Annotated in this window: 15 protein-coding genes; 6 read left to right on the forward strand and 9 right to left on the reverse strand. The window is 55.6% G+C overall.

The genetic code is table 11. From position 1 onward, the window contains the following. Positions 1–30 precede the first annotated feature (30 nt). A complete protein-coding gene (locus B3759_RS05380; protein ID WP_291364375.1) occupies positions 31–1,359 on the reverse strand; it encodes an MFS transporter in 1,329 nt (442 codons plus the stop codon). A 191-nt stretch (positions 1,360–1,550) separates the two neighbouring features. Here B3759_RS05380 and B3759_RS05385 point away from each other — a divergent pair, with 191 nt between their 5' ends. Next, a complete protein-coding gene (locus B3759_RS05385) occupies positions 1,551–3,935 on the forward strand; it encodes a glucose/quinate/shikimate family membrane-bound PQQ-dependent dehydrogenase (RefSeq protein ID WP_291364377.1) in 2,385 nt (794 codons plus the stop codon). Between the two features lie 132 nt (positions 3,936–4,067). On the opposite strand, the gene B3759_RS05390 is transcribed toward B3759_RS05385, so the two are convergent. Together B3759_RS05390 and fumC are read right to left on the reverse strand one after the other, a co-directional pair. After that, positions 4,068–5,381: a hypothetical protein gene (locus B3759_RS05390; protein WP_291364379.1), complete on the reverse strand. Its 1,314-nt coding sequence runs from the start codon at positions 5,379–5,381 to the stop codon at positions 4,068–4,070. Between the two features lie 370 nt (positions 5,382–5,751). Then, complete coding sequence (fumC, locus tag B3759_RS05395) at positions 5,752–7,197, reverse strand: class II fumarate hydratase (protein WP_291364380.1); 1,446 nt, start codon at positions 7,195–7,197, stop codon at positions 5,752–5,754. Positions 7,198–7,466: 269 nt separating this feature from the next. On the opposite strand from fumC, the gene B3759_RS05400 reads away from it, so the two are divergent. Continuing rightward, entirely contained in the window at positions 7,467–8,978 is a 1,512-nt protein-coding gene (locus tag B3759_RS05400) for a methyl-accepting chemotaxis protein (RefSeq protein ID WP_291364382.1), read from the forward strand. Here B3759_RS05400 and rsmI read toward each other — a convergent pair. Next, entirely contained in the window at positions 8,975–9,994 is a 1,020-nt protein-coding gene (rsmI, locus tag B3759_RS05405) for a 16S rRNA (cytidine(1402)-2'-O)-methyltransferase (RefSeq protein ID WP_291364384.1), read from the reverse strand. The genes B3759_RS05400 and rsmI overlap by 4 nt on opposite strands. On the opposite strand from rsmI, the gene B3759_RS05410 reads away from it, so the two are divergent. Further along, positions 9,982–11,442 carry a penicillin-binding protein activator gene (locus tag B3759_RS05410; protein ID WP_291364386.1) on the forward strand — a complete coding sequence of 487 codons (1,461 nt, stop codon included), beginning with the start codon at positions 9,982–9,984 and terminating at the stop codon, positions 11,440–11,442. The genes rsmI and B3759_RS05410 overlap by 13 nt on opposite strands. 275 nt (positions 11,443–11,717) lie before the next feature. Further along, positions 11,718–14,156, forward strand: a complete 2,439-nt coding sequence (locus B3759_RS05415) for a TonB-dependent receptor (protein WP_291364388.1) — start codon at positions 11,718–11,720, stop codon at positions 14,154–14,156. Between the two features lie 227 nt (positions 14,157–14,383). On the opposite strand, the gene B3759_RS05420 is transcribed toward B3759_RS05415, so the two are convergent. The 4 genes from B3759_RS05420 to B3759_RS05435 all read right to left on the reverse strand — a co-directional run bounded on the left by B3759_RS05420 (position 14,384) and on the right by B3759_RS05435 (position 19,092). Then, complete coding sequence (locus tag B3759_RS05420; protein ID WP_232878420.1) at positions 14,384–14,749, reverse strand: hypothetical protein; 366 nt, start codon at positions 14,747–14,749, stop codon at positions 14,384–14,386. Positions 14,750–15,008: 259 nt separating this feature from the next. Next, positions 15,009–15,965 carry a lysophospholipid acyltransferase family protein gene (locus B3759_RS05425; RefSeq protein WP_291364392.1) on the reverse strand — a complete coding sequence of 319 codons (957 nt, stop codon included), beginning with the start codon at positions 15,963–15,965 and terminating at the stop codon, positions 15,009–15,011. Further along, on the reverse strand, positions 15,962–16,960 hold the full coding sequence (gene lpxK / locus B3759_RS05430; RefSeq protein ID WP_408736458.1) for a tetraacyldisaccharide 4'-kinase: 999 nt from the start codon (positions 16,958–16,960) through the stop codon (positions 15,962–15,964). The genes B3759_RS05425 and lpxK overlap by 4 nt, the downstream gene beginning before the upstream one ends. A gap of 14 nt (positions 16,961–16,974) precedes the next feature. Then, positions 16,975–19,092, reverse strand: coding sequence for a glycosyltransferase N-terminal domain-containing protein (locus tag B3759_RS05435; RefSeq protein ID WP_291364397.1), 2,118 nt, complete (start codon positions 19,090–19,092; stop codon positions 16,975–16,977). Positions 19,093–19,898: 806 nt separating this feature from the next. Here B3759_RS05435 and B3759_RS05445 point away from each other — a divergent pair. Together B3759_RS05445 and B3759_RS05450 are read left to right on the forward strand one after the other, a co-directional pair. Beyond that, positions 19,899–20,159, forward strand: a complete 261-nt coding sequence (locus tag B3759_RS05445; RefSeq protein ID WP_291364398.1) for a hypothetical protein — start codon at positions 19,899–19,901, stop codon at positions 20,157–20,159. A 223-nt stretch (positions 20,160–20,382) separates the two neighbouring features. Next, positions 20,383–20,592, forward strand: a complete 210-nt coding sequence (locus B3759_RS05450) for a hypothetical protein (RefSeq protein WP_291364400.1) — start codon at positions 20,383–20,385, stop codon at positions 20,590–20,592. A 427-nt stretch (positions 20,593–21,019) separates the two neighbouring features. Here the strand turns inward: B3759_RS05450 and acs are convergent, their stop codons facing one another. Then, positions 21,020–22,975 carry an acetate--CoA ligase gene (acs, locus tag B3759_RS05455; protein ID WP_291364402.1) on the reverse strand — a complete coding sequence of 652 codons (1,956 nt, stop codon included), beginning with the start codon at positions 22,973–22,975 and terminating at the stop codon, positions 21,020–21,022. Positions 22,976–23,030 lie beyond the last annotated feature (55 nt).

The raw sequence follows: 23,030 nt of genomic DNA on the forward strand, positions 1-23,030 counted from the left end.
TCCGGGGTGTTCAAACGGATAAGGAAACAGTCACGCAGGCACTGTCTGAGGCCGGATGCGGCTCTGCTTCCGATTGTCCAGCAACCATAGTCCCGCACAGCCTGCGGCAGCGGCAATGGTGACGTAAATCGCTGGAGCCAGCGGCGTGTAGGGCGTGAGCGAGGAAATGATGGCTGGGGTCAGTCCACCGAAAATCGCGTAAGCAATGTTGTAGGCAAGGGAAACGCCGGAAAACCGTACCATTGGAGGAAAGGCTCGCAGCATCCCGACGGGTACCAGCCCGACAAAACCGCAGCACAGCCCGGCCAACCCGGCCCAGACAGGCAGAAGATGCGGAAGCTGGGCGGGTAAGCTGTATAGTGCAAAAGCACCGGCAACGAGCAGCGGTCCGCAGACGAGACTCATCACGCTCAACGAAATTCTGTCGGTCAGGGCGCTAACCGATACGACCGAGACCGTGAGGCAGAGGGTGGCAACCAAACTCGCCAGCATGGTCTCGGACGGCGGTATGTGGTGCAGGGACTGCATCAGGGGCGGCATCATCAGGATCAGCACGACAATCGCCGCCGTCAGGGTCCATGTCGTCAGAACCGAGCACAGGATGGAAAAGCGGTGATTCCGCAGCAGAATGGCGGCGGGCAGGGAGGAGGCGGTTTCGGCGCGCTGGTGCATCTCACGAAACACAGGCGTCTCGTCCAGCCAGCGCCGCAGGATCATCGCGCCAATTCCGAAAATCCCTCCTATAATGAAGGGAAGACGCCAGCCCCAATCGCTGACGACATTCGGAGCCAGCGCCGCGTTCAGCGCCAGAATCACAAGTGAGCCAAGCAGAATGCCGCCCGTCAATCCGCCGGTGAGCAGGCCAGTCGCCAGTCCCACCCGACCCGGCGGAGCATGTTCGGCAACGAACACCCAGCCGCCGGGAGCCTCGCCACCGATGGCCGCACCCTGCGCCATGCGCAGAAGCAGCAGGATCAGTGGCGCGCCCGGTCCAAGCGTTTCATAACCGGGCAGAAGACCCATCATCAGCGTGGGCAGCGCCATCAACAGCACACTGAAGGTGAAGACTTTCTTCCGCCCGGCGATGTCGCCGAAATGCGCCATGATGATTCCGCCGAGAGGGCGCGCCAGATACCCCGCACCGAACAGCCCGAACGCCTCTGTCTGCCTGAGCCATGCCGCCTGACTGGCCGGGAAGAAGTGGAGTGCGATGAGCTTGGCCAGAAAGGCGAAAATCACGAAGTCATAAAACTCCAGCGCACCGCCCAGCGACGCCAGCACCAGAATACGAATCTGGGAAAAAGACAGAACGCCAGATGGCGCGGAGGCTGCCGAAGAGGCGGGTGAAGACGTGGGCATGAACCGAAATCCGTGTATGGCCAGACGGCAGGAAAGGGGGCGCTGAGCGGCGCGAGCGGGCGCTTATACGGGAAAGTTCCGGCAAATCCCACAGCCGAGGTTTTTTCAACTTCCCGTTGACAACCCGGGGCCGTCTCATCTGTTTGTGCATGGATGCAATGTGTGATGGACGTCGAAAAGGCCCTGAATTTATGACAACGCGTGCTGACAGGCCCGGAGGGATACTCGTCGTCACTGTGCTCGTGACCGCCCTGCTGGGGCTGGTTCTTGCCGGTGGCGGACTGTGGCTGGCCACTCTGGGTGGGTCTCTGTTTTATGCGCCGTGTGGTGTGGCGGTTCTTCTTACCGCCTATCTTTTATGGAAGCGCAACGCTGCGGCGTTGTGGCTCTACACGCTTATCGTTTTCGCCACGCTCATCTGGGCCGTGATCGAAGCCGGTTTTGATTTCTGGACGCTCGCACCACGCGGCGACCTGATCCTTCCTCTGGGTGTCTGGCTGCTGCTGCCGTTCGTTACCCGTCAACTGGGACGGAACGCGCAGGCAGCGCGTGCGCCTCTGGCCGCCGGTATTGTCACCGGTGTTGTGATCTTCGGCTACGCCCTGACGCAAGACCCGCAGGATATCGCAGGCAGTCTGCCCCAGACTGCGGCAACGGATGTTGTGCCCGGTGATGCAGGACAGGTCGCTGACTCTGACTGGGAAGCATACGGACGCACCCAGTTTGGTGACCGTTACTCGCCGCTCAAGCAGGTGAACGCACAGAACGTCAAAAATCTGAAGGTGGCGTGGACCTTCCGCACGCATGATCTGAAAGGGCCGAACGATCCGGGAGAAATCACGGATGAGGTCACACCGATCAAGATCAAAGACACAGTGTATCTCTGCTCTCCGCACCAGAAGCTGTTCGCGCTGGATGCCGCGACCGGAAAGCAGCGCTGGATGTTCGATCCACAGATCAAATATGATCCCACTTTCCAGCATATGACCTGCCGTGGTGTGTCTTACGCTGAAACCGCAGACGCTACGGATGACTGCGCCAGCCGCATCTTCCTGCCGACCAATGATGGCCGTCTGTTTGCCATCAACGCAAAGACTGGCGCGCGCTGCGCTGCGTTCGGCAAGAACGGTGAGATCAATCTGACCGATGGCATGCCGATGAAGCAACTGGGCTTCTATGAGCCTACATCGCCGCCGGTTGTGACCAGCAAGGTCGTGATTATCTCAGGCGCCGTGACGGATAACTACTCGACACATGAACCGTCTGGTGTGACGCGCGGGTTCGACCTGCGTACCGGCCAGCTTGTCTGGGCATTCGATGCAGGTAATCCCAATCCGAACGAACTGCCGTCTGATACGCACACTTATGTGGCGAATTCGCCCAACTCGTGGATCACGTCTTCTTATGACGCCAAGCTGAACCTGATCTATATCCCCACGGGCGTTGCGACACCGGATATCTGGGGCGGTCACCGTTCAGCTGATCAGGAGCGTTATGCTTCGGGTTTGCTGGCCCTGAATGCTGATACCGGCGAAAAAGCCTGGTTCTATCAGACCGTGCATCACGATCTGTGGGACATGGACATTCCGGCCCAGCCGAGCCTTGTCGATATTCATCAGGCTGACGGTACGGTTGTCCCGGCGATCTATGCGCCGGCCAAGACCGGCAACATCTTTGTTCTGGACCGTCGCACGGGTGTGCCTGTGGTGCCGGCTCCGGAGAAGAAGGTTCCGCAGGGCGCCGCGCCGGGCGATCATCTCTCTCCCACGCAGCCTTACTCCGAGCTGACATTCCGTCCGAAGAGCAATCTGACGGATGCGGATATGTGGGGCGCGACCATGGTGGATCAGCTTGTCTGTCGCATCATGTTCAAGTCGCTGCGGTATGACGGCCCCTTCACGCCGCCTTCCACGCAGGGAACGCTCGTGTTTCCAGGTAATCTGGGCATGTTCGAGTGGGGCGGTCTTGCGGTCGATCCTGTCCGGCAGATCGCTTTCGCCAACCCGATCGCCATTCCGTTCGTTTCCCGCCTGATCCCTCGCGGTCCCAACAATCCGGCAAAGCCCGCTGAAAGCGGTGCCGCATCTGGTTCCGAGCTGGGCGTTCAGCCGCAGTATGGAACGCCGTTTGGTGTTGAGCTGAACCCGTTCCTGTCGCCGTTTGGCGTGCCCTGCAAACAGCCGGGCTGGGGTTATGTTGCCGGTATCGATCTCAAGACGAACAAGATTGTCTGGATGCACCGCAACGGCACCACGCGTGACAGTTCGCCTCTGCCATTCGGCTTCAAGGTCGGTATCCCGTCGCTCGGTGGTCCGATCGCGACTGGAGGGGGCGTGGCGTTCCTGACGTCAACCGCGGATTATTATATCCGCGCCTACGACATGACGACGGGTCAGCAGCTGTGGGAAGATCGTCTGCCAGCTGGTGGCCAGTCAACGCCGATGACCTATGAGCAGAACGGTCGTCAGTTCATTGTGACGGCTGCAGGCGGACATGGCTCGTTCGGCACGAAACTTGGCGATTATGTCATCGCTTATGCTCTGACGGATGAAGGCAAGGAGTCTGACGCGAAATAAAAAAGGTCGTCTTTCCGATTGAGAAAGACGACCAGTTCTGAAGAAGCGTCATGCCTTGCGGCATGACGTTTTTTTCAATTCAGGCAGGTGAAAGATGAGGGCGAGGAGTAATCCTCGCCCTTTTTCTGTCAACTAGCAGGAATGGGTGAATACGCCAGTCCATTGCGTCTGCTGAGTGCAGTCCGATGTGTGAGCTGCTGCAGCACAGCTACCGGCATTCCAGTGCTCGATCTGGCTTGCACAACCACCCTTGGAGGAAGTGTTGTCAGCCCAGTTGCTCCAGTCTGTTTTGCAGCCGCTGTAGTGATCCTTGGCGACACAGTTCCAGAAGTTGTTGTCTGTGTGCGTATCGCAGGAAGAGGAGGTATTGCCGGAGCAGTCGCCATTACCATTCCAGGGAAGTGTTGATGGCTTGGAGCAGGAGCCGTGATCCCACCATGTCGGTATCGTGCACCCGTCATGGTGATGATGCGTGGTGCCACCGTTGTTGCAGTTGCTACCGCCACCGTTATCGCTACCACCACCGTTATCGTTGCCGCCACCGCCGGTGTTGTTATCACAGGAGCTGCTATGGTCGTGGCCCGGCGGCCAGCCGCTGACAGTAGAGGAAGACAGGTTGCTGTCGGCGATCACATAATCACCAGCTTTGTCTTCCGTGACCGTCAGGGAACCGGGCGTGTAGCCGCTTTCTACGTTGATATTGCCAAGCGTGATGGTCTGGTTGTTGCTTGTGTCAATTGTCAGCGTATAGCTGCCATTGCTGTTTTCCGAATAGCTGGCGGAAACAGGAACAACACCGCTGGAACCATTGATTGCGAATTCAGAATTCTCGGAAACATTGTTGAAAACAGTGTTTACGGTTGAATAGTTCTGATCGAGAACAATCATGTTCTGCGTTGATGGGTCGAAATTGATAACGCCGCCGGTGCCATTCCCCTGCGTATAGATCGTGCTGCCGCCCGTCAGGTTGACGGTCATCTGGCTGTCCAGAACAATGCCTGCACTTTCTGCGCCCAGCGTGGAGTGGTTCAGGTTGATTGTGCCGTTACCGGAAAGACTCTGGGTTGTGATTGTAACATTCGAGCTGTCATCAATCGTCAGTGTGCCGGAAATCTCATTGATCCCCAGTTCAACTGGTGAAGCTGTGTCAACAATAAGGCTGCCTGTATCGAAAATCTGAAGAGCCGTTGCTGTAAAGACCGGAGAAGCCGTAGCATCGGAGCCATCGCAGGCAGTAATCTTAAGTGTTCCGTAATCACCAATAGTCAGGCTGGGAACTGTAGTGGTGTAAGCGCTTCCAATGACCGCTGTAACAGGAGCTGATTCTGTCCCGGTTATGTTGACTTCATGATAATCCGTCGGCAGTTCGCCTGATTCCCAGTTTGTCGGGTCCAGAAAATCAGTTGATGTCTGTCCCGTGAAGTAGTCAGTGGCATTTTGCACCATGATAACTCTCAGCCTTTTGCTTGTTTTGTTACCCTTGGATTAGCTGAAGAGGTTTCCCTTCAGTAATCTGGTAGAAACAATACAGCAATTGCTTCACTAATGAGATATTACAGATTTGTAATTTTTGAAATGAGCGTGAATATATAAATTTCATTTTCGGACATAAATTGAAATTTTATAGTAAAAATAAGGGTTAATAAGATTAACCAATCTGATGCAGAAAAAATTCGTATCAATTTAAATACAAAATTCCAAATTTTGTTCGTATCAATTTTGGATATAAAAATACGATTCAGTCTAAAAAGGTGATTTTATAGACTGAATCGGAATTTTCTTAATTTTGAGATGGCTTTGGGGGAGGCAAAGTCTTTCAGGCCCCCGCTAATCCCTTGCCGACCATCTTCTTCGGATCGACGTATTTGTTGAAGGTCTCTTCATCAACGCCGGAGGCAAGTGCTGCCTCACGTAAGGTCTCACCTTTTTCCATGGCGCGATGAGCGATGGCGGCGGCCTTGTCGTAACCGACAGCAGGACTGAGGGCCGTCACCAGCATGACTGAGTCTTCGATGTATTTCTGGAGATTCTTCTTGTCGAGCGTGGTGCCTTCAACGGAAAAGACACGGAAATTGTGGCATCCATCCGCCAGAATGCGGATGGCATGGAGCACGTTCGCAACAATGACCGGTCTCATGACATTGAGTTCGAGATTACCCTGTGCTCCAGCGAAAGCCACGGCGGTATCGTTGCCCATGACCTGCGTGGCGATCATCACCATCGCTTCGCATTGGGTCGGATTGACCTTGCCGGGCATGATGGACGAGCCGGGCTCGTTTTCCGGAAGGTGGAGTTCTCCCAAACCACAGCGCGGACCTGACCCCAGCCAGCGCATGTCATTGGCGATCTTCATCAACGCTACGGCAAGGCCGCGAAGACCGGCGGATGCTCTCACCATGGCGTCCAAGCCACCCAGCGCCGCGAATTTATTGGGAGCGGTGATAAAGGGTTTGCCGGTCAGTTCGGCAATTTTCACGGCAATCGCCTTGCTGAATCCCGGAGGCGCATTCAGACCCGTGCCGACGGCAGTCCCTCCGGCCGCAAGCTGGGCCAGTCCCGGAATGGAAGCTTTCAGGGCGTCGAGAGCGTCTTCAAGCTGCTGTGCCCAGCCGGACCATTCCTGTCCAACGGTGAGAGGTACGGCATCCTGAAGGTGGGTGCGCCCAATCTTGACGATATCCATCCACTGATCGGATTTGCTGCGGATGGCCGCAATGAGCGCTTCAATCTGGGGAACAAGGGTGTTCTCGATTTCCAGCAGCGTCACGACATGCATGGTTGTGGGGAAGGAGTCATTGCTCGACTGCCCCATGTTTACATCGTCATTCGGATGTACCGGTTTCTTCGAACCGATCTCTCCGCCGAGTAGCTGGATCGCCCGGTTTGCGATGACTTCATTGGCGTTCATATTGGTCTGGGTGCCGGAGCCGGTCTGCCAGACGAAAAGCGGGAACTCGCTATCGAGCTTGCCTTCAGTGACTTCGTCAGACGCACGAATGATCGCATCCGCTTTCCACTGGGGCAGTCTGCCGTCAGCAAGATTGACGAGCGCCGCTGCTTTTTTGACGATTCCATAAGCCCGACAAAGTTCGATCGGCATGACATCCCTGCCGATTGAGAAATGTACGAGGCTACGTTGTGTTTGCGCGCCCCAGTAATGCTGGGCGGGCACCTCTATCTTGCCCATTGAATCAGTTTCGATGCGCGTCCCCGTGGCGTTAATGCCTATGGGCGTGTCGTGCATCGTGAATGTGTCGCTCATATCTGACTCCGATAACGGTTTTGGTCAGACTAACGATGTAGGAACCTTTTTGGGGAGGGTCTCGCGCAACCGTGACTTTTGTATAATTTTTTCAATGTATTGAGTGGTGGTTTGCGATTTTTTCTATGTCTTTATTTTGAAAGCCCATATCGAGAGAAATCCATAGAGAAATTAAAGATTTCTCCACGAATTTCGGTTCAATCCTGTTGCTTGTTCCTCAGAGCGACTGAGGGCATTTCGCCGATTATGCAACCGAAAGAACAGGCTACATGACCAGCGATCATACAGTCCTTGATATTGACCGCAGACTTCAATTTCTTGGACTTGGCAAAGCTGAACTTGACCAGATGGAAGGGCTAGTAGGGGCTATTTCCCGAGCGCTTCCGCAGGCCCTGAATGACTTTTACCTCAAGATCAGCGAAACGCCCGAAGTCGCCCACTTTTTCACAAGTGATGAGCAGAAGGCTGACGCAAGTTCAAAACAGTATGAACACTGGAAGAAGATCGTCAGCGGACGGTTCGGTGCCGATTATTTTCGTGATGTAGAGCGGATTGGTGTCACGCACGCCCGTATCGGACTTGAACCCAGATGGTATATTGCGGGTAATTCCCTGCTTATTGAGCATATCGTTGAAGCAGTAGTCCGTGAGAACTGGCCTACTGTGGTGAAGGGCGGATTTGGGCGAAAGCCAAAGATCACTGGAAATGAAGAGAAACTTGCCAAGGATCTCGGTCTGCTGATCAAGGCGACGATGCTGGACATGGAACTGGCAGTGACGTCGGCTCTCAATGAGCTTGAAAAGCAGCGCAAAATGGCGAAGCAGGAGCAGGAAGAGGCTCTTGAAATGCTGGCGATGGCGCTTGAAAGGGTCGCCGAGGGAAACCTTGTGCAGTCAGTGGACGACAAACTGAAGGAGAAATCTCCGCGACTGGGAAGCGCTTTCGAGAAGCTGCTCAATGGTCTTGGCGGGTTGATTTCTTCGGTGCGGGAAACGGCCGAGAAAGTAGAGGCTGACGGACGGGCCGTGGGCGAAGCCAGTCGCAATGTTGCGCAACAGATGAATGTGCAGGTCAGTGGTCTTGATACCATTGTGCACACCATCGAAGAAGTGACTGTCTCGGTAAAGGCGGTGGCGGGTCAGACTGTCCATGCGGATACGGCGGTCAAGGATTGCTGCAAGGAGGCTGAAAGAGGGCAGGAGATTGTCTCTGATGCTTCCGCCGCCATTACAAAGATTTCTGATTCATCCGGACAGATCAGCCAGATTATCGGTATGATTGATGAGCTTGCCCTACAGACCAATCTTCTGGCCCTGAATGCCGGAGTGGAAGCAGCCCGTGCGGGTGATGCCGGGAAAGGGTTCGGGGTTGTCGCACAGGAGGTGCGTGCCCTTGCCGGACGGTCTGCTGATGCCGCCAAGCAGATCAAGGCTCTTGTCTCCATGAGCGTCAGGGATGTCGAAGAGGGCGTGAAGCTGGCAGGCTCAGCGGGAAGCGCCATAGGCAACACAAGAAGCTCGGTTGAAAGTGTTGGTGGGCTGATTGGCCAGATCGCGGAAGCGTCAGCTACACAGGCAACGCGTGTTGATGCAATCAATCGGGACACGGTGCGGCTTGCCCAGGATACAAAAAGAAGCGCTTCTGTTTTGCATAACACGATCAAGATTGGTCAGCAGCTTGAAGTGAGTTCGTCCCAGTTGTTGCAGCTGGTCACAAACTTCAAGGTGCGTAAATCGGGCCACGAACGGATGTCAGCTCTTTCCGCAGCAGAATGGGGCTAATCTGTATTTTTCTGCTGCATGGCCATAAGCTCGAGCGCACGGGCGTAAACAGTCTTTTTGGGCAGACCATTTGCCTTTGCAACAAGAGCGGCGGCATCCTTGACTGACTGGCTGGCCAAGGCAGTCTCCAGCTGCTTGTCGAGCGTATCGGCATCTTGTCCTGTCTGCTCGAACGGTCCGACCAGAACGGTGATTTCGCCTCTGGCCGCCGTTTCAGCGTAGAAAGAGGCCAGCGTGCCCAGCGTGCCGCGCTTTGCTTCTTCAAAACGCTTTGTGAGCTCCCGGGCAACGACAGCAGGGCGGTCCTCGCCAAAAATTTCGCCCAGATCGTTCAGCATTTCTGCCAGACGATGAGGCGCTTCATGCCATATTAGTGTGGCTTTCAGACCGGCTCGTTCGGCTGCGTGCAGGGTGGCGAAGCTTTCCTTTCGGGCCGCACTCCGAGGGGGCGCAAAACCAACAAACAGGAATGGGTGAGGGGGCAGACCTGAGAGAACAAGGCCCGTCAGGGCTGCATTCGGCCCCGGCACAGCAGTAATGGCGATATCCGCATCTATCGCCGCACGAACCAGACGATATCCGGGATCGGACAGGAGCGGCATCCCTGCATCGGAAACAAGAGCGATCTGCTGCCCCGCCAGAAGGCGGTCGATCAGTCCCGGCACTCTCTGGCGTTCGTTGTGTTCATGGAGTGGTTCAGCATGCGTGCTGATATTGTGCTCTATGAACAGACGCGCCGTCACCCGGGTGTCCTCGCAGAGCACCAGATCGGCTGATCGCATGGCCTGAACGGCGCGAGGAGAAAGATCGCCGAGATTGCCGATAGGCGTGGCCACCAGCGTCAGAATGCCAGCTTTGCGAGGGGACAAAGACTCTCCAGCACCAGCTTCTTCATCAGACCGGGCATGACGTGGCGGCATTCCTTCGCTATGGGAGGGAGCATCATCAGGGTAACCCTCCGCCTGTGGCCCGACAGGCAACCGTTCAGATGAAGAGGCGGACGATGAATCGGACATGCAGGTTCCTGTCGCGAGAGGCGGCTGACACTAAAACAAACGACGGTGCTACGGCGCGTCTGGTTGGCAGGAACGACACAACGCGCAGCATTCTGCGGCATACCAGCCGAACCCTTGCGCGTCACCTTTCCGGGGTCGCGCTTCTGGCGCTTGCTGCCTGTAGTTCCGGCGGCACCAGCGGGCCGGGCGGCCTTGGCGGAAGCGATGCAACGGCTTCAGCGCCGAACGTCGGGGTGTTGTTGCCTCTGACCGGCGCGAACGGGGTTCTCGGCAATGAAATGCTGACTGCCGCAAAACTGGCACTATCAAAACAGACCGGAACTCTGGCGCCACCCAAAGTCGATGTGCATGACACGGCGGCTGCGGGCGGCGCGACAGAGGCCATGCAGGCAGCCATTGCAGCCGGAGACGGTATCGTTCTGGGGCCTCTGACCAGTGTCGATACGGCGTCTATCGGTCCGATGGCTGTGCGCGCGGGCATTCCGGTGATCGCTTTCACCAGCGATCTGGCGCAGGCCCGCCCCGGTGTCTGGGTGTTTGGTATTACGCCGCAACAACAGGTCTCGCGTCTCGTAGACGCTGCAAAGCTGGAAGGTCGCCATCATTTTGCGGCTTTCCTGCCCGATACCCCCCTGGGTCACGCTATGGGCGACGCCTTGGTGCGCGCCTGCCGCGAGGGAAGCCTTGCTGATCCGCAGGTGGTCTATCACGCAGGTACGCCTGAGGCGATCCGAAGCGGCTTGGCTACTCTGAGCGCCTATGACACCCGTGTCGCAACAGCATCCGGTCAGTCGACCGGGCCGGCGCAGGATCTCCCGGATGATCTGGCGGCGGCATTGTCGTCGGCTTCGAAAGCGAGCGGAAAGGCGGATGCCCAGTCGCCGGGAGACCCCAAGGCTTCTCCTCCGGCTCAGGCGACAGCCGCAACATCTTCAGATGCTTCCTCCCCGACCTTGTCCGCTCCTCCGTTCGATGCCCTGCTTCTGGCCGACACCGGACTGGCGCTGAAGAATGTGCTTGATGCGCTCAAGGCCAATCAGGTTCGTACCAGTGATGTCCGCCTTATGGGACCAGGTCTGTGGGGTGCTTTTGCAGGAAAGCTGGGATCTGTCGCAGGAGCCTGGTATGCAGCGCCTGACCCAGCGGCCCGCACGCTTTTCGTGCAGCAGTTTTCTATCCAGAACCACCGCGTCCCCAAGCCGCTGGCAGATCTGCCATATGATGCAGGTAGTCTGGCGAATTCGGTTTATTCGGCAACGGGTGGGAAAGGATATCCGGTCGATATGCTGACGCAGCCTCAGGGTTTTTCCGGGGTCGATGGCGCTTTCACGCTGACTGGAAACGGCCAGACCTTGCGCAAGCTGGGTATCTTTGAAATCCAGTCGGGTGGTGGTTCCCGTATTCTTCCTGCTCCCAAATCTGCTGCACCGGTTCCTGGAGCATCCTGACACAGTTTTCTTTGGATATTTTGCAAGTCCTTCAAACCGCCTCGCTATCTTTTTGCGAGGCGGTTTTTTTATGTCGATATTAGAAAGAGTAGTCTTATTTTTTTATTTCTTTCCAAACGATTAGATCAATATCTCCCAAAACCTGCCCTTAGTGTTTGAACCGTTGAAATGGCTTTTGGTCATCATCAGACACACCAATATTATGTCTATGATATTGCGAGTAAGTCTCATTTACGGCATAGCTGTGCCAGCTTATGCCACGAGATGTAGAAATCATGACGAATCGTTTCATCCGCCATACATTACGACCGACACCGCTGACTGCCGGACTGACTCTGGCTTGTTCTGCTCTTCATCCGCAGACTGCTGATGCCGGAACAGTGAAAGCGCGTCATGCTCATGCCCGGACGGCGGTTCACAAGCCCGTTTCAAAACCGGGTGTGGTGGTTCCAAGGACCTCTGTCTCGCCTGTCGCTGGAGCATCAATCCCATCAAACACAAATGCTCATGCAGTGAATACGGGCGCGAAAACCCTGGAAACAGGGCCGAACTCTGAAAGTATTGTGGTACATGGTCACAGCATGAATGTGCTGACCCAGGATATGGGTTTTGGTCGCATGCCGCAGGATGTTCTGCACACACCGCAGACGGTCAATGTTGTGCCAAAAGTTCTGATGGAACAGCAGAACGTCAAATCTCTGGAAGAAGCGCTTCGGAACGTTCCCGGCATCACGGCATCGGTTGGCGAAGGTGAGGGCGGCATGAGCGGGGATCAGTTTCTGATCCGCGGATTTCAGGCCCAGAACGACATTTACCAGAATGGTCTGCGCGACTTTGGCGTCTACAGCCGTGACAGCTTCGATTATGACCATGTGACGGTCATCAAGGGACCATCCTCTGAAGTCTTTGGTAACGGAACGACAGGCGGCGCCATCAACGTCACCACCAAGGTTGCCCATCTGGGAAACAATTACGGCGGCAGCTTTTCTGGCGGTTCAGGCTCCTATTATCGTGGCACTCTCGATCTGAACCAGCAGATCGGTGAGCATACGGCCATCCGTATTACCGGCATGGGCAATGAAAACGATGCTGTCGGCCGGGACAATGTGTATTCGCATCGCTGGGGGCTTGCGCCGTCCATTGGGTTTGGTCTTGGCACCAAAACAACCTTTACGCTCGAATACTTCCACCAGAGCGATAACCGGATGCCTGATTACGGTGTTCCGGTGGTCACGCGTCCGGGTGCTACAGTCGGAAAACCCGCTACTGAATATGGTCTGAATCGCAAAAGCTGGTATGGCACAACATACGATCAGGACGATTCATCGACTGATATGCTGACGGCGCGTCTCAAGCATCAGTTTAATGACCACATCACAGTCTTCAATGATCTGAAAGGCGGCCTGTACAGTCGTTACTATTCAGCTTCGCAGCCCGGATGCGATACGACCTGTGCGAAGAATTTCTTTACCGATCCATCGGCTGCGATGATCAACAGGCGTGGTCATCTCGGCGGTCCTGAGCCTTATCAGCAGGATGACTGGTCTGTGCAGAACGTTCTGTCCACTCTGGCCAAATTCAATACAGGCTCTGTCAGACATCAGATTATCGCCGGTGTCGATGTGATGCATGTTTATGACCGCCGCAAGAATTACGCCTACAATTTCAATGGGGTGAATGGTACGCGTGCGGATACGACCAGTATGCTGCATCCTTCGGCCTACCAGCCGGGACTACTTCTTGGTGGGCTTGGACAATATCCAGGCAATCTTGTGACCATTCCTAATGGTGTGGGTCAGAAGATGTACAAAACCGGCGATGCAACGGACGTTGGTGCATTCTTCTCCGATCAGGTCTGGCTTGTGCCGTGGTTTTCAATCAAGGCTGGTTTCCGCTGGGATCACTGGAACAGTCACTATGCCGCAACGGATGGGGCCACGTTAGCTGATACACGGCTGCATCAGTCACAGGATACGTTCAATCCCAACGTCAGCCTGATGTATACGCCGAATGATAATGCCATGGTGTATTTCAACTGGTCGGAGTCAACGACGCCTCTGGGGCTGTATGTGACGAACAGCAGTGAGCCGATGACCGCCAATGGGTCTAAAATGCATCCCGAGCGCAGCCGTCTTTACGAAGTTGGCGCTAAATATAATGCATTTCACGGACGTGTAGGCTTCACCGTATCGGCTTTCCGGCTTGAAAAGTCGAACGCGATCCTTGGAAGTGACAGCAACAGTTCTGTCATCGCCTCCAGTGATCGTCAGCGCAACCAGGGCGTGGAACTCGGCGCTTCTGGTGAAATCATGAAAAACTGGCAGCTTATCGCGACCTATGCCTATTATGACGCGACGACCACATGGTCCACGACAGCGTCCAATGTCGGCAAACACGTCCTTTATGTTCCGAAAAATTCGGCGACGCTGTGGACAACTTACACAGTTGCGCCCGGAAAGCCCTGGAACCTGATGTTTGGCGGAGGACCGACCTGGCGTGAAGGCGTCTGGCTGAACGCAGCGAATACAGCTCGCGTGCCTGCTAATCTTGACTGGAGTGCAGTGATCTCTCACTCGTTCCTGAATAATCACTGGCGTGTCGCCATGAACGGCTACAACCTCGCCAATCGCCTGAACTATGCCAATCTGTTCAGCGATCGTGCGGTGCCTGCGGTCGGTCGGACTTTTCTGTTCTCTGTTTCCGCCAATTACTGATCGGTGGAATATCTAACCGCGCCGGATCATCGCTCTTTGCGTGGTGGTCCGGCCAATACAGTAGGAATGGCGTCTCCCGAAGCCAATATGGCTCTCTATTATGTTTTATGAAAAAAGTGGGCTGTCAGCTTGTCGCAGCCCTTTGATTTCCGAGGATTGATCAGTGACGGCCCTTTATTGTCTCGGGCCAGTCGTCATTGGAGAGCCTCAGTTACAGGCTGCAGCAGTCAGGCTGCTGCGACAGAGCCCTGCAGGGGAAGGGCCGGACGGACAAAGTCGAGCGCCATTTCGAAAGAGCTTTCGTGGCTGAGGACATTGCCGCGCAGAGCGTCGACGACAACCCAGTGCGTGCCTTCCGGATGCACGACATAGGCGGGACTGGCGTTTTCACGAACCCAGATCAGCGCCTGTTCTGAGTCGGCGAAGGTGGCTTCGTCATCAATGCAGATTTCTGCGTCACAGAGACCCATGCGCTTGCCAGCCTCAAGCCAGCGAGCGAGGTATTCACGATGACGCGGCAAAATGACGGCCATCCGGAATGGGATAACATTCGAAGGGAACACTGACTGTTCGGTCTGCATTGCCTGGGACATCCCTGATCTCTCCTCTACGTTCTGAACAAACGGTATGGGCTTCTCTCTCGTCTCGCCAGTGCGAAAGAAGGCGAAGCGCTTCCAGAAGAGGCAGGTTGAGAAATCTGTGATCTAAAAGATACAGAAATATAAGGTGTGACAAAAATTAAGCATAAAAAATGATCATTTTTGGATAATATATGCACATAAAATGTGCATGCTGTGCAAAAACAGATCGTTTTGTAGGCGGAAAGACATATTTTCGTCCAGAATCGTCCTGCTATTTGAACTGATTCGACATCCTGTACAGCTCTTTGGGCCAGCGCCGATGCAACCAAAGCCAGCTCTCGGGTCTGGCCCGGATCCATGCTTCCAGCCTGTCATTGATGGCCTGGGTGAGGGCGGCGACATCATTCTGTCGGTTGCCGGTGTCAGGAAAGGTCATCGGCGGTTCCACCACAATCCGCAGGCGTGCTGGTCCGAGACGCTGCACATGCCCCGGAATAACCGGACAGCGGAATTTCAGAGCCATGGCCGCCAGAGCGGGAGCGGTCATGGCGGGACGGTTGAAGAAACGTGCCTCAATACCGTCATTCATTTTCTGATCGACCAGCATGCCCAGCCTATGGCCGGTCGCCACCCATCGCAGCGCGTCTTTGGCCCCTTTCGCGCCCTTTGCAAACAGGGGAAGCGGGTCCTGCATCGCGGCGTCGCGCAGGTCACGAATCATCCGGTCCACCACAGGATTGGCCGCCGCACGATAGAAGGAGGCAAAACCGGCACCATATTTGGCGACACCGGGGGGAAGCATTTCCCAGTTGCCGATATGACCCGAGACGAACAGGACCGGGCCACCACTCTTGGCTACCGCCAGCAGATGCTCCTTGCCGGTGACTTCAAAGCCCGGTCCTGCCAAAGTGTCTTCCTTCAGGGACGCAATATGTGGAAATTCCCCGACGGTGCGACCGAGATTGTCCCAAACCCCTTTGATGATGCGCTTCCGTTCGGTCTTGTTCAGTTCAGGCATGGCGAGACGAAGGTTGGTGTCAGCCACTTTTGAGACGGGCAGAAGCGGCCCAATGCCGGAGCATAGTCTGCCTCCTATATTGGAGGCAGTCTCCGGACGGATCTGTCGCAGTAACTGCAAGGCGCCACGAGCGGCCAGAGCTTCCAGCTTCATCAGAAACGGTACGGACGGATCTTTATCTGTCGTGGGGGAAGAGGAAGCTGAAGTCATGGTCGTGGCATCCGTTCCGTCAGGCTGTCGAGAATATGATCCAGTGAGGCTATGTCCGCCCATTCCAGCTCCACATTCACCACTCTGACTTTCTGACGAAAAGATGCGGGAAATCGTACGGCGTCTTTGGGTGTGGTGACCAGAAGAGCGGAATGCTGTGCGGCGAGGCGGGACAGATGGGCGAGATCGGCGGCTGTGAAGGCGTGGTGATCGGGGAAAGAAATGCACTTTATTGGGATGACGTCATTTTCCCTGAGGCAGGCAAAGAACTTGTCAGGACGGGCAAGCCCTGCGAAGGCGATGACCTTCTGCTGACGGAGAGAGCCGATGGAGCGTTCCATCCGCAATGCCGCTTTCAGGATCGGATAATGGACTTTGGTTGCAAGGCTTTTCTGAACACCACAAGTGTCCTGCCCCGTAATGACAACAGCGTCTGCAGCGGCCAATCCTGTCATGAGAGGCTCGCGTAGGGGGCCAGCGGGCAATACGCACTGATTGCCAAAACCAACAGCGCCATCCACCAGAATAAGGGAAAAGTCCTTGTGCAGACCGGGATTCTGGAAACCGTCATCCATGATCAGAAAGGTCGCACCGGCCGCAATGGCGGCGCGGGCTGACGCGGCACGATCAGGGCTGACCCAGCAGGGCGCTGCGGCGGCGAGAAGGAGGGGCTCGTCGCCGACATCCGTTGCAGTATGGCGTGTCGGATCGACACGCAGCGGGGGCTGTCCCTTCACGGCCTTTCCTCGATAGCCGCGTGTCAGGCAATGCACCACGACGCCGCGTTGGTGCAGCCGACGGATGAGATCAAGTACGGTCGTTGTTTTTCCGGTTCCCCCCACCGTAAGATTTCCGACGCAAAGCACCGGAACCGGAGCGCGCCAGCCGGTACGTTGTCTGCGCTTTTGGGCCGCTAAACCAACGATAGAGGCAATGGGCTTCAGAAGCGTGCTGATGAGTCCGGGAGGGCGAAACCAGAAAGATGGTGCGCTCAGGCGAAGAAAGCCGGTCATGAGTAGCCGCAGGTCCGGCAGATAAGGTCTGCCAGCCGGGACGGCAGATTCTGGTCACGTGTTGCGATCCGCTCTCCTGCCTCACCGAGTGCTGCTACCCGTGCAGGATCGTTGAGCAGGGCTTTGACCGTGTTCACAAGGTCCGGAACGGATCGGACCATGCTAACGGATTCACCAAGAGCAGCAAAGGTTTCTTCAAAATTGTCGATCGCCGGTCCCGTCATGATCGCGCATCCCAGTCGAGCCGGTTCAAGCGGGTTGTGTCCGCCGCCTTCTATCGGACTGTCAGGAGCGATCAGGCTATTTCCCATGAAAACGATGCGTGACAGGCGGAACAGAATGCCGAGTTCACCCAGCGTATCGACAATCCAGACGGGATTTGCCTTGTTTGGGAGTTCGTCCTGCGAACGGCGGGGCGGCTGACCCGAGGCAGGAAAAGCCTCCTTCACCTCAGTGGCAATGACAGCGCCGCGGTCCGGATGGCGTGGCGCGATGATGGTCAGAAGATCAGGGTAGGAAGCCCGCAGAATTTTCGCAGCTTCGAGAACCTGTTTTTCTTCACCGGGATGCGTGGAGGCCGCAACCCATACCGGTCGTTTACCGATAGCCTTGAGAGCAGCGTCCAGTATGGCTGTGTCCGCAGCGAGGGGAGGGGCGGCAGTTTTCAGATCGCCGTCACAGAACACGTTCGAGGCGCCGAGCATCCTGAAGCGGGCGGCATCTTCCGGCGAGCGCGCCGCGATCCACGACAGTGCGGTCATCATGCCCTCGGCCATGCGGGACAGTTTGCGCCATCCCTTCAGAGCCGAGCGTGACAGACGGCCGTTCACCAGCATGACGGGCAATTTCGCAGCATTGCAGGCTGCTATCATGTTCGGCCACAGCTCGCTTTCCGTCAGAACAAGTCCGTCCGGTCGCCAGTAACGCAGAAAGCGCTTGATCCATCGTGGCACATCGAGAGGGACGAAGCTGTGTAGAACCCGTCCTGCGTGCATGGCGTCGGGCAGTTCCCGCGCCAGTGTTGCGGCGGCGGTAACGGTGCCGGTTGTGACAAGAACAGTCGGGGTTGAGGGCTTTTTCAGGATGGCCTGAATAACCGGAATGATGGAAAGGGTTTCGCCAACACTGGCTGCATGCATCCAGATGAGCGGGCCGTCGGGACGGTGCGTGGTAGCGAAACCAAGCCGCTCTCTGGTTCGTTCGCGAATTTCCTTGCCTCGACGCACCCGTACGCGAAGCATCGCAATCAGGCCGGGAGCGAGCAGGGAGGTCAGCAGCGACCAGAGAACGGGGATGCCGGCGGACTTCGGACGCTGCGACATGGTGGGCGCACGAACAGACCCTTCCACGACGGCCCTCTCTGGCATGGTGGCAAGTGTGTCGGGGTAGGTTTCTGTCTGTGCTCCGGCTTCGTCCTGAGCTGCAGTCAGTCGAAGAGCCAGAGTCTGGCCCGCTGCGTCACGCTTTCCCGGTTCGACCGAAACAGGTGCGCCGCAGACGATACGTCCACGCCCAAACGGCAGCGGCACGATCATTCGGTCCCATGAGGGCGCATGCAAACATGTGCACTGCACGCCGACCGGCAGGATGGGGATGCCGGTCTTTTCAGCCAGTGCGAGAACGCCCGGCTGTATGACGCGACGTGGTCCCTTGGGACCATCGGGCATGACAGCGACGGTATGTCCCTGCGCCAGAGCCTGACGGATCTGACGCAGGGCCGCGGCACCTCCCTTGTTCTTGCCCTTCTTGTCGGAAGAGCCGTGGATCGGGGGAATCCTCCACGGGGTGACGATCCGGGCAATCAGCCGGCCGTCACGGTTGCGGCTGATCAGAACATGCAGGCGCATGGAGGGATTGCGGGGCTCGGTCCACCACCAGAGCGCCGGAGAAAGGGCGAGCGCTTCATGCCAGAAAGCCACGAGCAGCCCTGGTTGTGTCCCGTCTCCGCGTTCATGCAGCAGAAGAGTTCTGGCTTCCGGCGTGGCCTCGAAATGCCAGCGTGTCGTGCGCAAGGCGAAGCCGAGCCAGCCACGAATGGCTTTCTCAAGAAGCTGCTGCCCCAGAGTAGAGGAATCTTCTCTGGAGAAAGAAGAGGATGCGGATCCGTCCTGCATGCAGCGCGGTTAGCACGAGGCGGGAAAGGGGAAAAGGATCAAGGCTGTTATGGGCAGAGGGACAGTAGCAAGACAAGGTGAATTTGAATTGATTGATCGTATCTCATTGCGAGGACTTGACGCTTTTCAAGTTTATGAAGAGCTTTCGACAGGATTTTCTTTTCTACAAAAAGTGTAATCTGTTTCCGGTTGTGCTGCTTTTTGTCGGAATGACCGGAGCCATATTTTCCAAAAGCGGCCACCTTTTTTAGAGTGCCTCTCTATGTGGATGCGTCCGGAAAATCGGGCTGTCAGATGCCGGAAAATCCATTCAATCACGCTACTTTCGCACCAATGATGCAGACGTCTACATTCTTTCAGTCACCCAACAGGTTTGATTGATCACGTCAGGGAATGCCTGTGCGGTCAAAGAGATAGAACCGCCTCCACAAACAGACGACTATCAGTAGTAGTCCCACCGACATGACCTTCGTGACCCGGAATAAGATGGCTTAATCTTGATTCTTTACCGAGATTCTACCTCGGTGCTGGGTGATCAAATGGACGTTTAGCTAAACGTCCCGGCAGTCATGTCTCACGTTTTATGGACTTCGCCATCATGGGTGACAATCTCGTCTGCGCCTTCCAGACAGGCTCTAAAGGGCGAGTTAAGTTATAGGATGTGTGTTGGATGTTTCCTGCTGGGAAATAATTTATTCCTGTAAAATATATATATCTTAAATGCACGTTAATGTTTTATTGACGTTTGTTACTTTTTGATGCTTTTATTTTCCCGAGCGCTCAAGAAGTCTTAATTGGAGAGAAAAATGCGTGAACTGAATGTCAGTGAAATGACAGAAGTTTCAGGTGGATGCTGCCTGCTGCTGGGTGGCTTCGTTCTGGGTGCTCTGACAGGTCTTGAAGGTTGGGGTAACAACTGGGGTGGTAACAGCTGCGGTCATGTCCCGGCTCCTCCGCCGCCGTCAAACAACTGCGGCTGCGGCACGGCTTCTTTCCCGATCGCCAACGGCGGCTGGGTCGGCGGCTCGTTCAATGATGTGCTGAACAGCATCATTCACAGCTCCTGATTTCCGCCTTCTGGTTAGAGCTTTGAAAACATATCTGTTTTCAGAGAATGAGCGATGGTCAGAAGTTAAAGAGTTGCCCGGCCCGTCCGGGCAACATTTCTGAGTGATTATTTCAAAACAGGATCAGGCGTAAGTATCAAGGCCATCATCACTGGAAGCAGTCGAACTGCGCGGTGTGCCCTCGGTCGTCTGGGAGACAATATTTCCACTTGAATCGGTAACCGTGACAGTGATTGTTCCATCGCTGTTGGTGGTCTCGGTTGTGGTGTCGGCAGAAGATGTAGACGACGTCGAGGAACTCGAAGAGCTCGAGCTTGCATCAGACGAAGATGACGTATTGAACAGGCTTGCGATTGAAGAGCCGCCGATGGAAGAGATTGAAGAGGACATGGATTGGACTCCCTATGTGGAAACTCTCTCATCTTCAGACTGAACTAATTAACGCAAAGTAAAATCCTGTGTAACGAAGGGAAACCCTAAGAGAAGTAGGGTAACTCCTTTTCGTCTTAAAAATACACTCGAGATTATTTGAGTTTATTTTCTCTGAACAATTAAAGATAAAATTTTTAATATGGGTGGTAGCCGGTATGGATTTAAAACATCCATTCCAATTGAATCATTGTAGTATTGAGCATGCTGCCATCCGACACTACTCTAGCCATAGTAGACTACCTTTGGAATATCCTAAAATGTGCAGAAATAGTCTGCTCAGGCGACAAACAGCAATGAAACAATCGGAAGGCAAAGCGCTTGCATGAGCAAGGAAAAGATCCAGCCTGCGTATCGTGCAAAATAAAATCTCCCGGACTGGATCCGGGAGATTTCCTGTCTCGCTCAGAAGATCGTGGAAACGACTTTTCTTACGCAATCAAAAGCTGTTTCTGCACAAGCGCGATCAATGCTGGCACAATAGATGTATCCGCCAGCGACGACAGATCGCCCAGACTGTCCGTTTCATTAGAAGCAATCTTACGCAGCAGACGACGAACAATCTTTCCTGAGCGTGTCTTGGGGAGTTCGGAAACAAGGTAGATCTTTTCCGGTGCGGCATAGCGGCCCACTCGCTCACAGATCACCTTGCTCAAATGCGCTTCGGACGGCAGCGTCTTTGTATTGCGTGCCACCACAAACACGACAATACCCTGACCTTTCAGATCATGATTGATGCCGACAGCCGCCGCTTCGGCAACGGAATGATCAGTCGCGACAGCATCTTCAATCTCGGCCGTGCCAATACGGTGACCTGACACGTTGATCACATCGTCCATTCGACCCGTAATCATGAGATTGCCATCAGCATCCCGGCGTGCGCCATCTCCTGAAAAATACCGACCTGTGCTGAACGTGAAATAGGTTTCCCGGAACCGCTTGTGATCGCCCCAGATGGAGCGGGTCTGACCGGGCCAGGACTCATCGAAGCACAGACAGCCTTCCGCTTCCCTGTTTTCGATGATTTCGCCCTTCTCATTGGTGAGAGAAGGAAAAATCCCCGGAATGCCAGTCGTCGCCCAGCCGGGTTTCAGCCTCTGCGCCCCGGCGATGGCGCTCAGCATAGGCCCAGCCGTTTCCGTCTGCCACCACATGTCGATGACCGGACATTTCTTCTGTCCGATCACTTCATAATACCACAGCCACGCATCCGGACTGATCGGTTCACCCGCCGATCCCAGCCGACGCAGGGAGGCAAGGGAATACTGGCGGGGCAGATCGTCGCCGTCACGCATGAGCGCGCGAATGGCGGTGGGGGCAGTGAAGAAACTCGACACATTGAAACGGTCGATAATGTCCCACCAGCGTCCCGCCTGCGGCCAGCCCATCAGCCCCTCGAACAGCAGGGTCGTGGTGCCGTTGGCCAGCGGTCCATACACCACGAACGTATGGCCCGTGATCCACGCCACATCGGCCGTGCACCAGTGCGTCGTGCCCCGTTCCGCCGGGAAGGTGACGTCCACAGTATAGGCCGCCCAGACGAGGTAACCGCCCGTTGTATGCACAATCGCCTTCGGTTTTCCTGTGCTGCCAGACGTGTAAAGCAGGAAGAACACATCTTCCGCATTCATGATCTCGGGTTCGCAGATATCCGACTGTCCGGCCACCAGTTCTGCGTAATCATGGTCACGTCCCGCCGTCATGGGAGCGCTGGTGTCACTGACATTCACGACGATGACGTTCTTCACGCTGCCGATGGAGCCGGTATGCTTCAACGCGGCGTCAATGACCGCCTTGTGCGGAATTGTTTTTGCACCTCGTTTGGCCGCATCGCAGGTAATGACAGCCACCGCTCCACTGTCGATCAGACGCTCGCCAATCCCTTCCGGTGAGAACCCGCCGAACAGCACGACATGCACCGCCCCAATCCGGGCGCAGGCCAGCATGCAGGCTACCACTTCGACAGTCATGGGAAGATGAATCGCCACGCGATCACCGCGCTTTACACCCAGACTTTTCAGGGCATTGGCGACGCGGCAGACTTCGGCGTGCAGTTCGCGGAAGGTAAGCTGACGTGACACGCCCGGATCGTTGCCCTGCCAGATCAGGGCGGTCTGGTCTCCACGCTCCTTCAGATGACGGTCCAGACAATTGACCGAGACATTGAGCTTGCCGTCCTCATACCAGCGGATGGATACGTCATCCTCAAATGTCGAACGGTTTCCGACAGAGGGGAAACGCTCCCACTCAAGACGTTTTGCCTGTTCCAGCCAGAATGTTTCAGGATCAGTCTGCACCTGCTCACGCATCGCCCTGATCTGCAACGCCTTGTCCGGATCAACGCTTTCAATATCCCAAATGGCGAGATCGGTCTGGGGTGTGGACACCTGTTCTTCTCCTGAATGGAAACGGGCGATGTTAAATCGCCCGGGTGTGACCTTG

This window comes from Acetobacter sp. UBA5411, assembly GCF_002409645.1.
Lineage (GTDB): Bacteria > Pseudomonadota > Alphaproteobacteria > Acetobacterales > Acetobacteraceae > Acetobacter.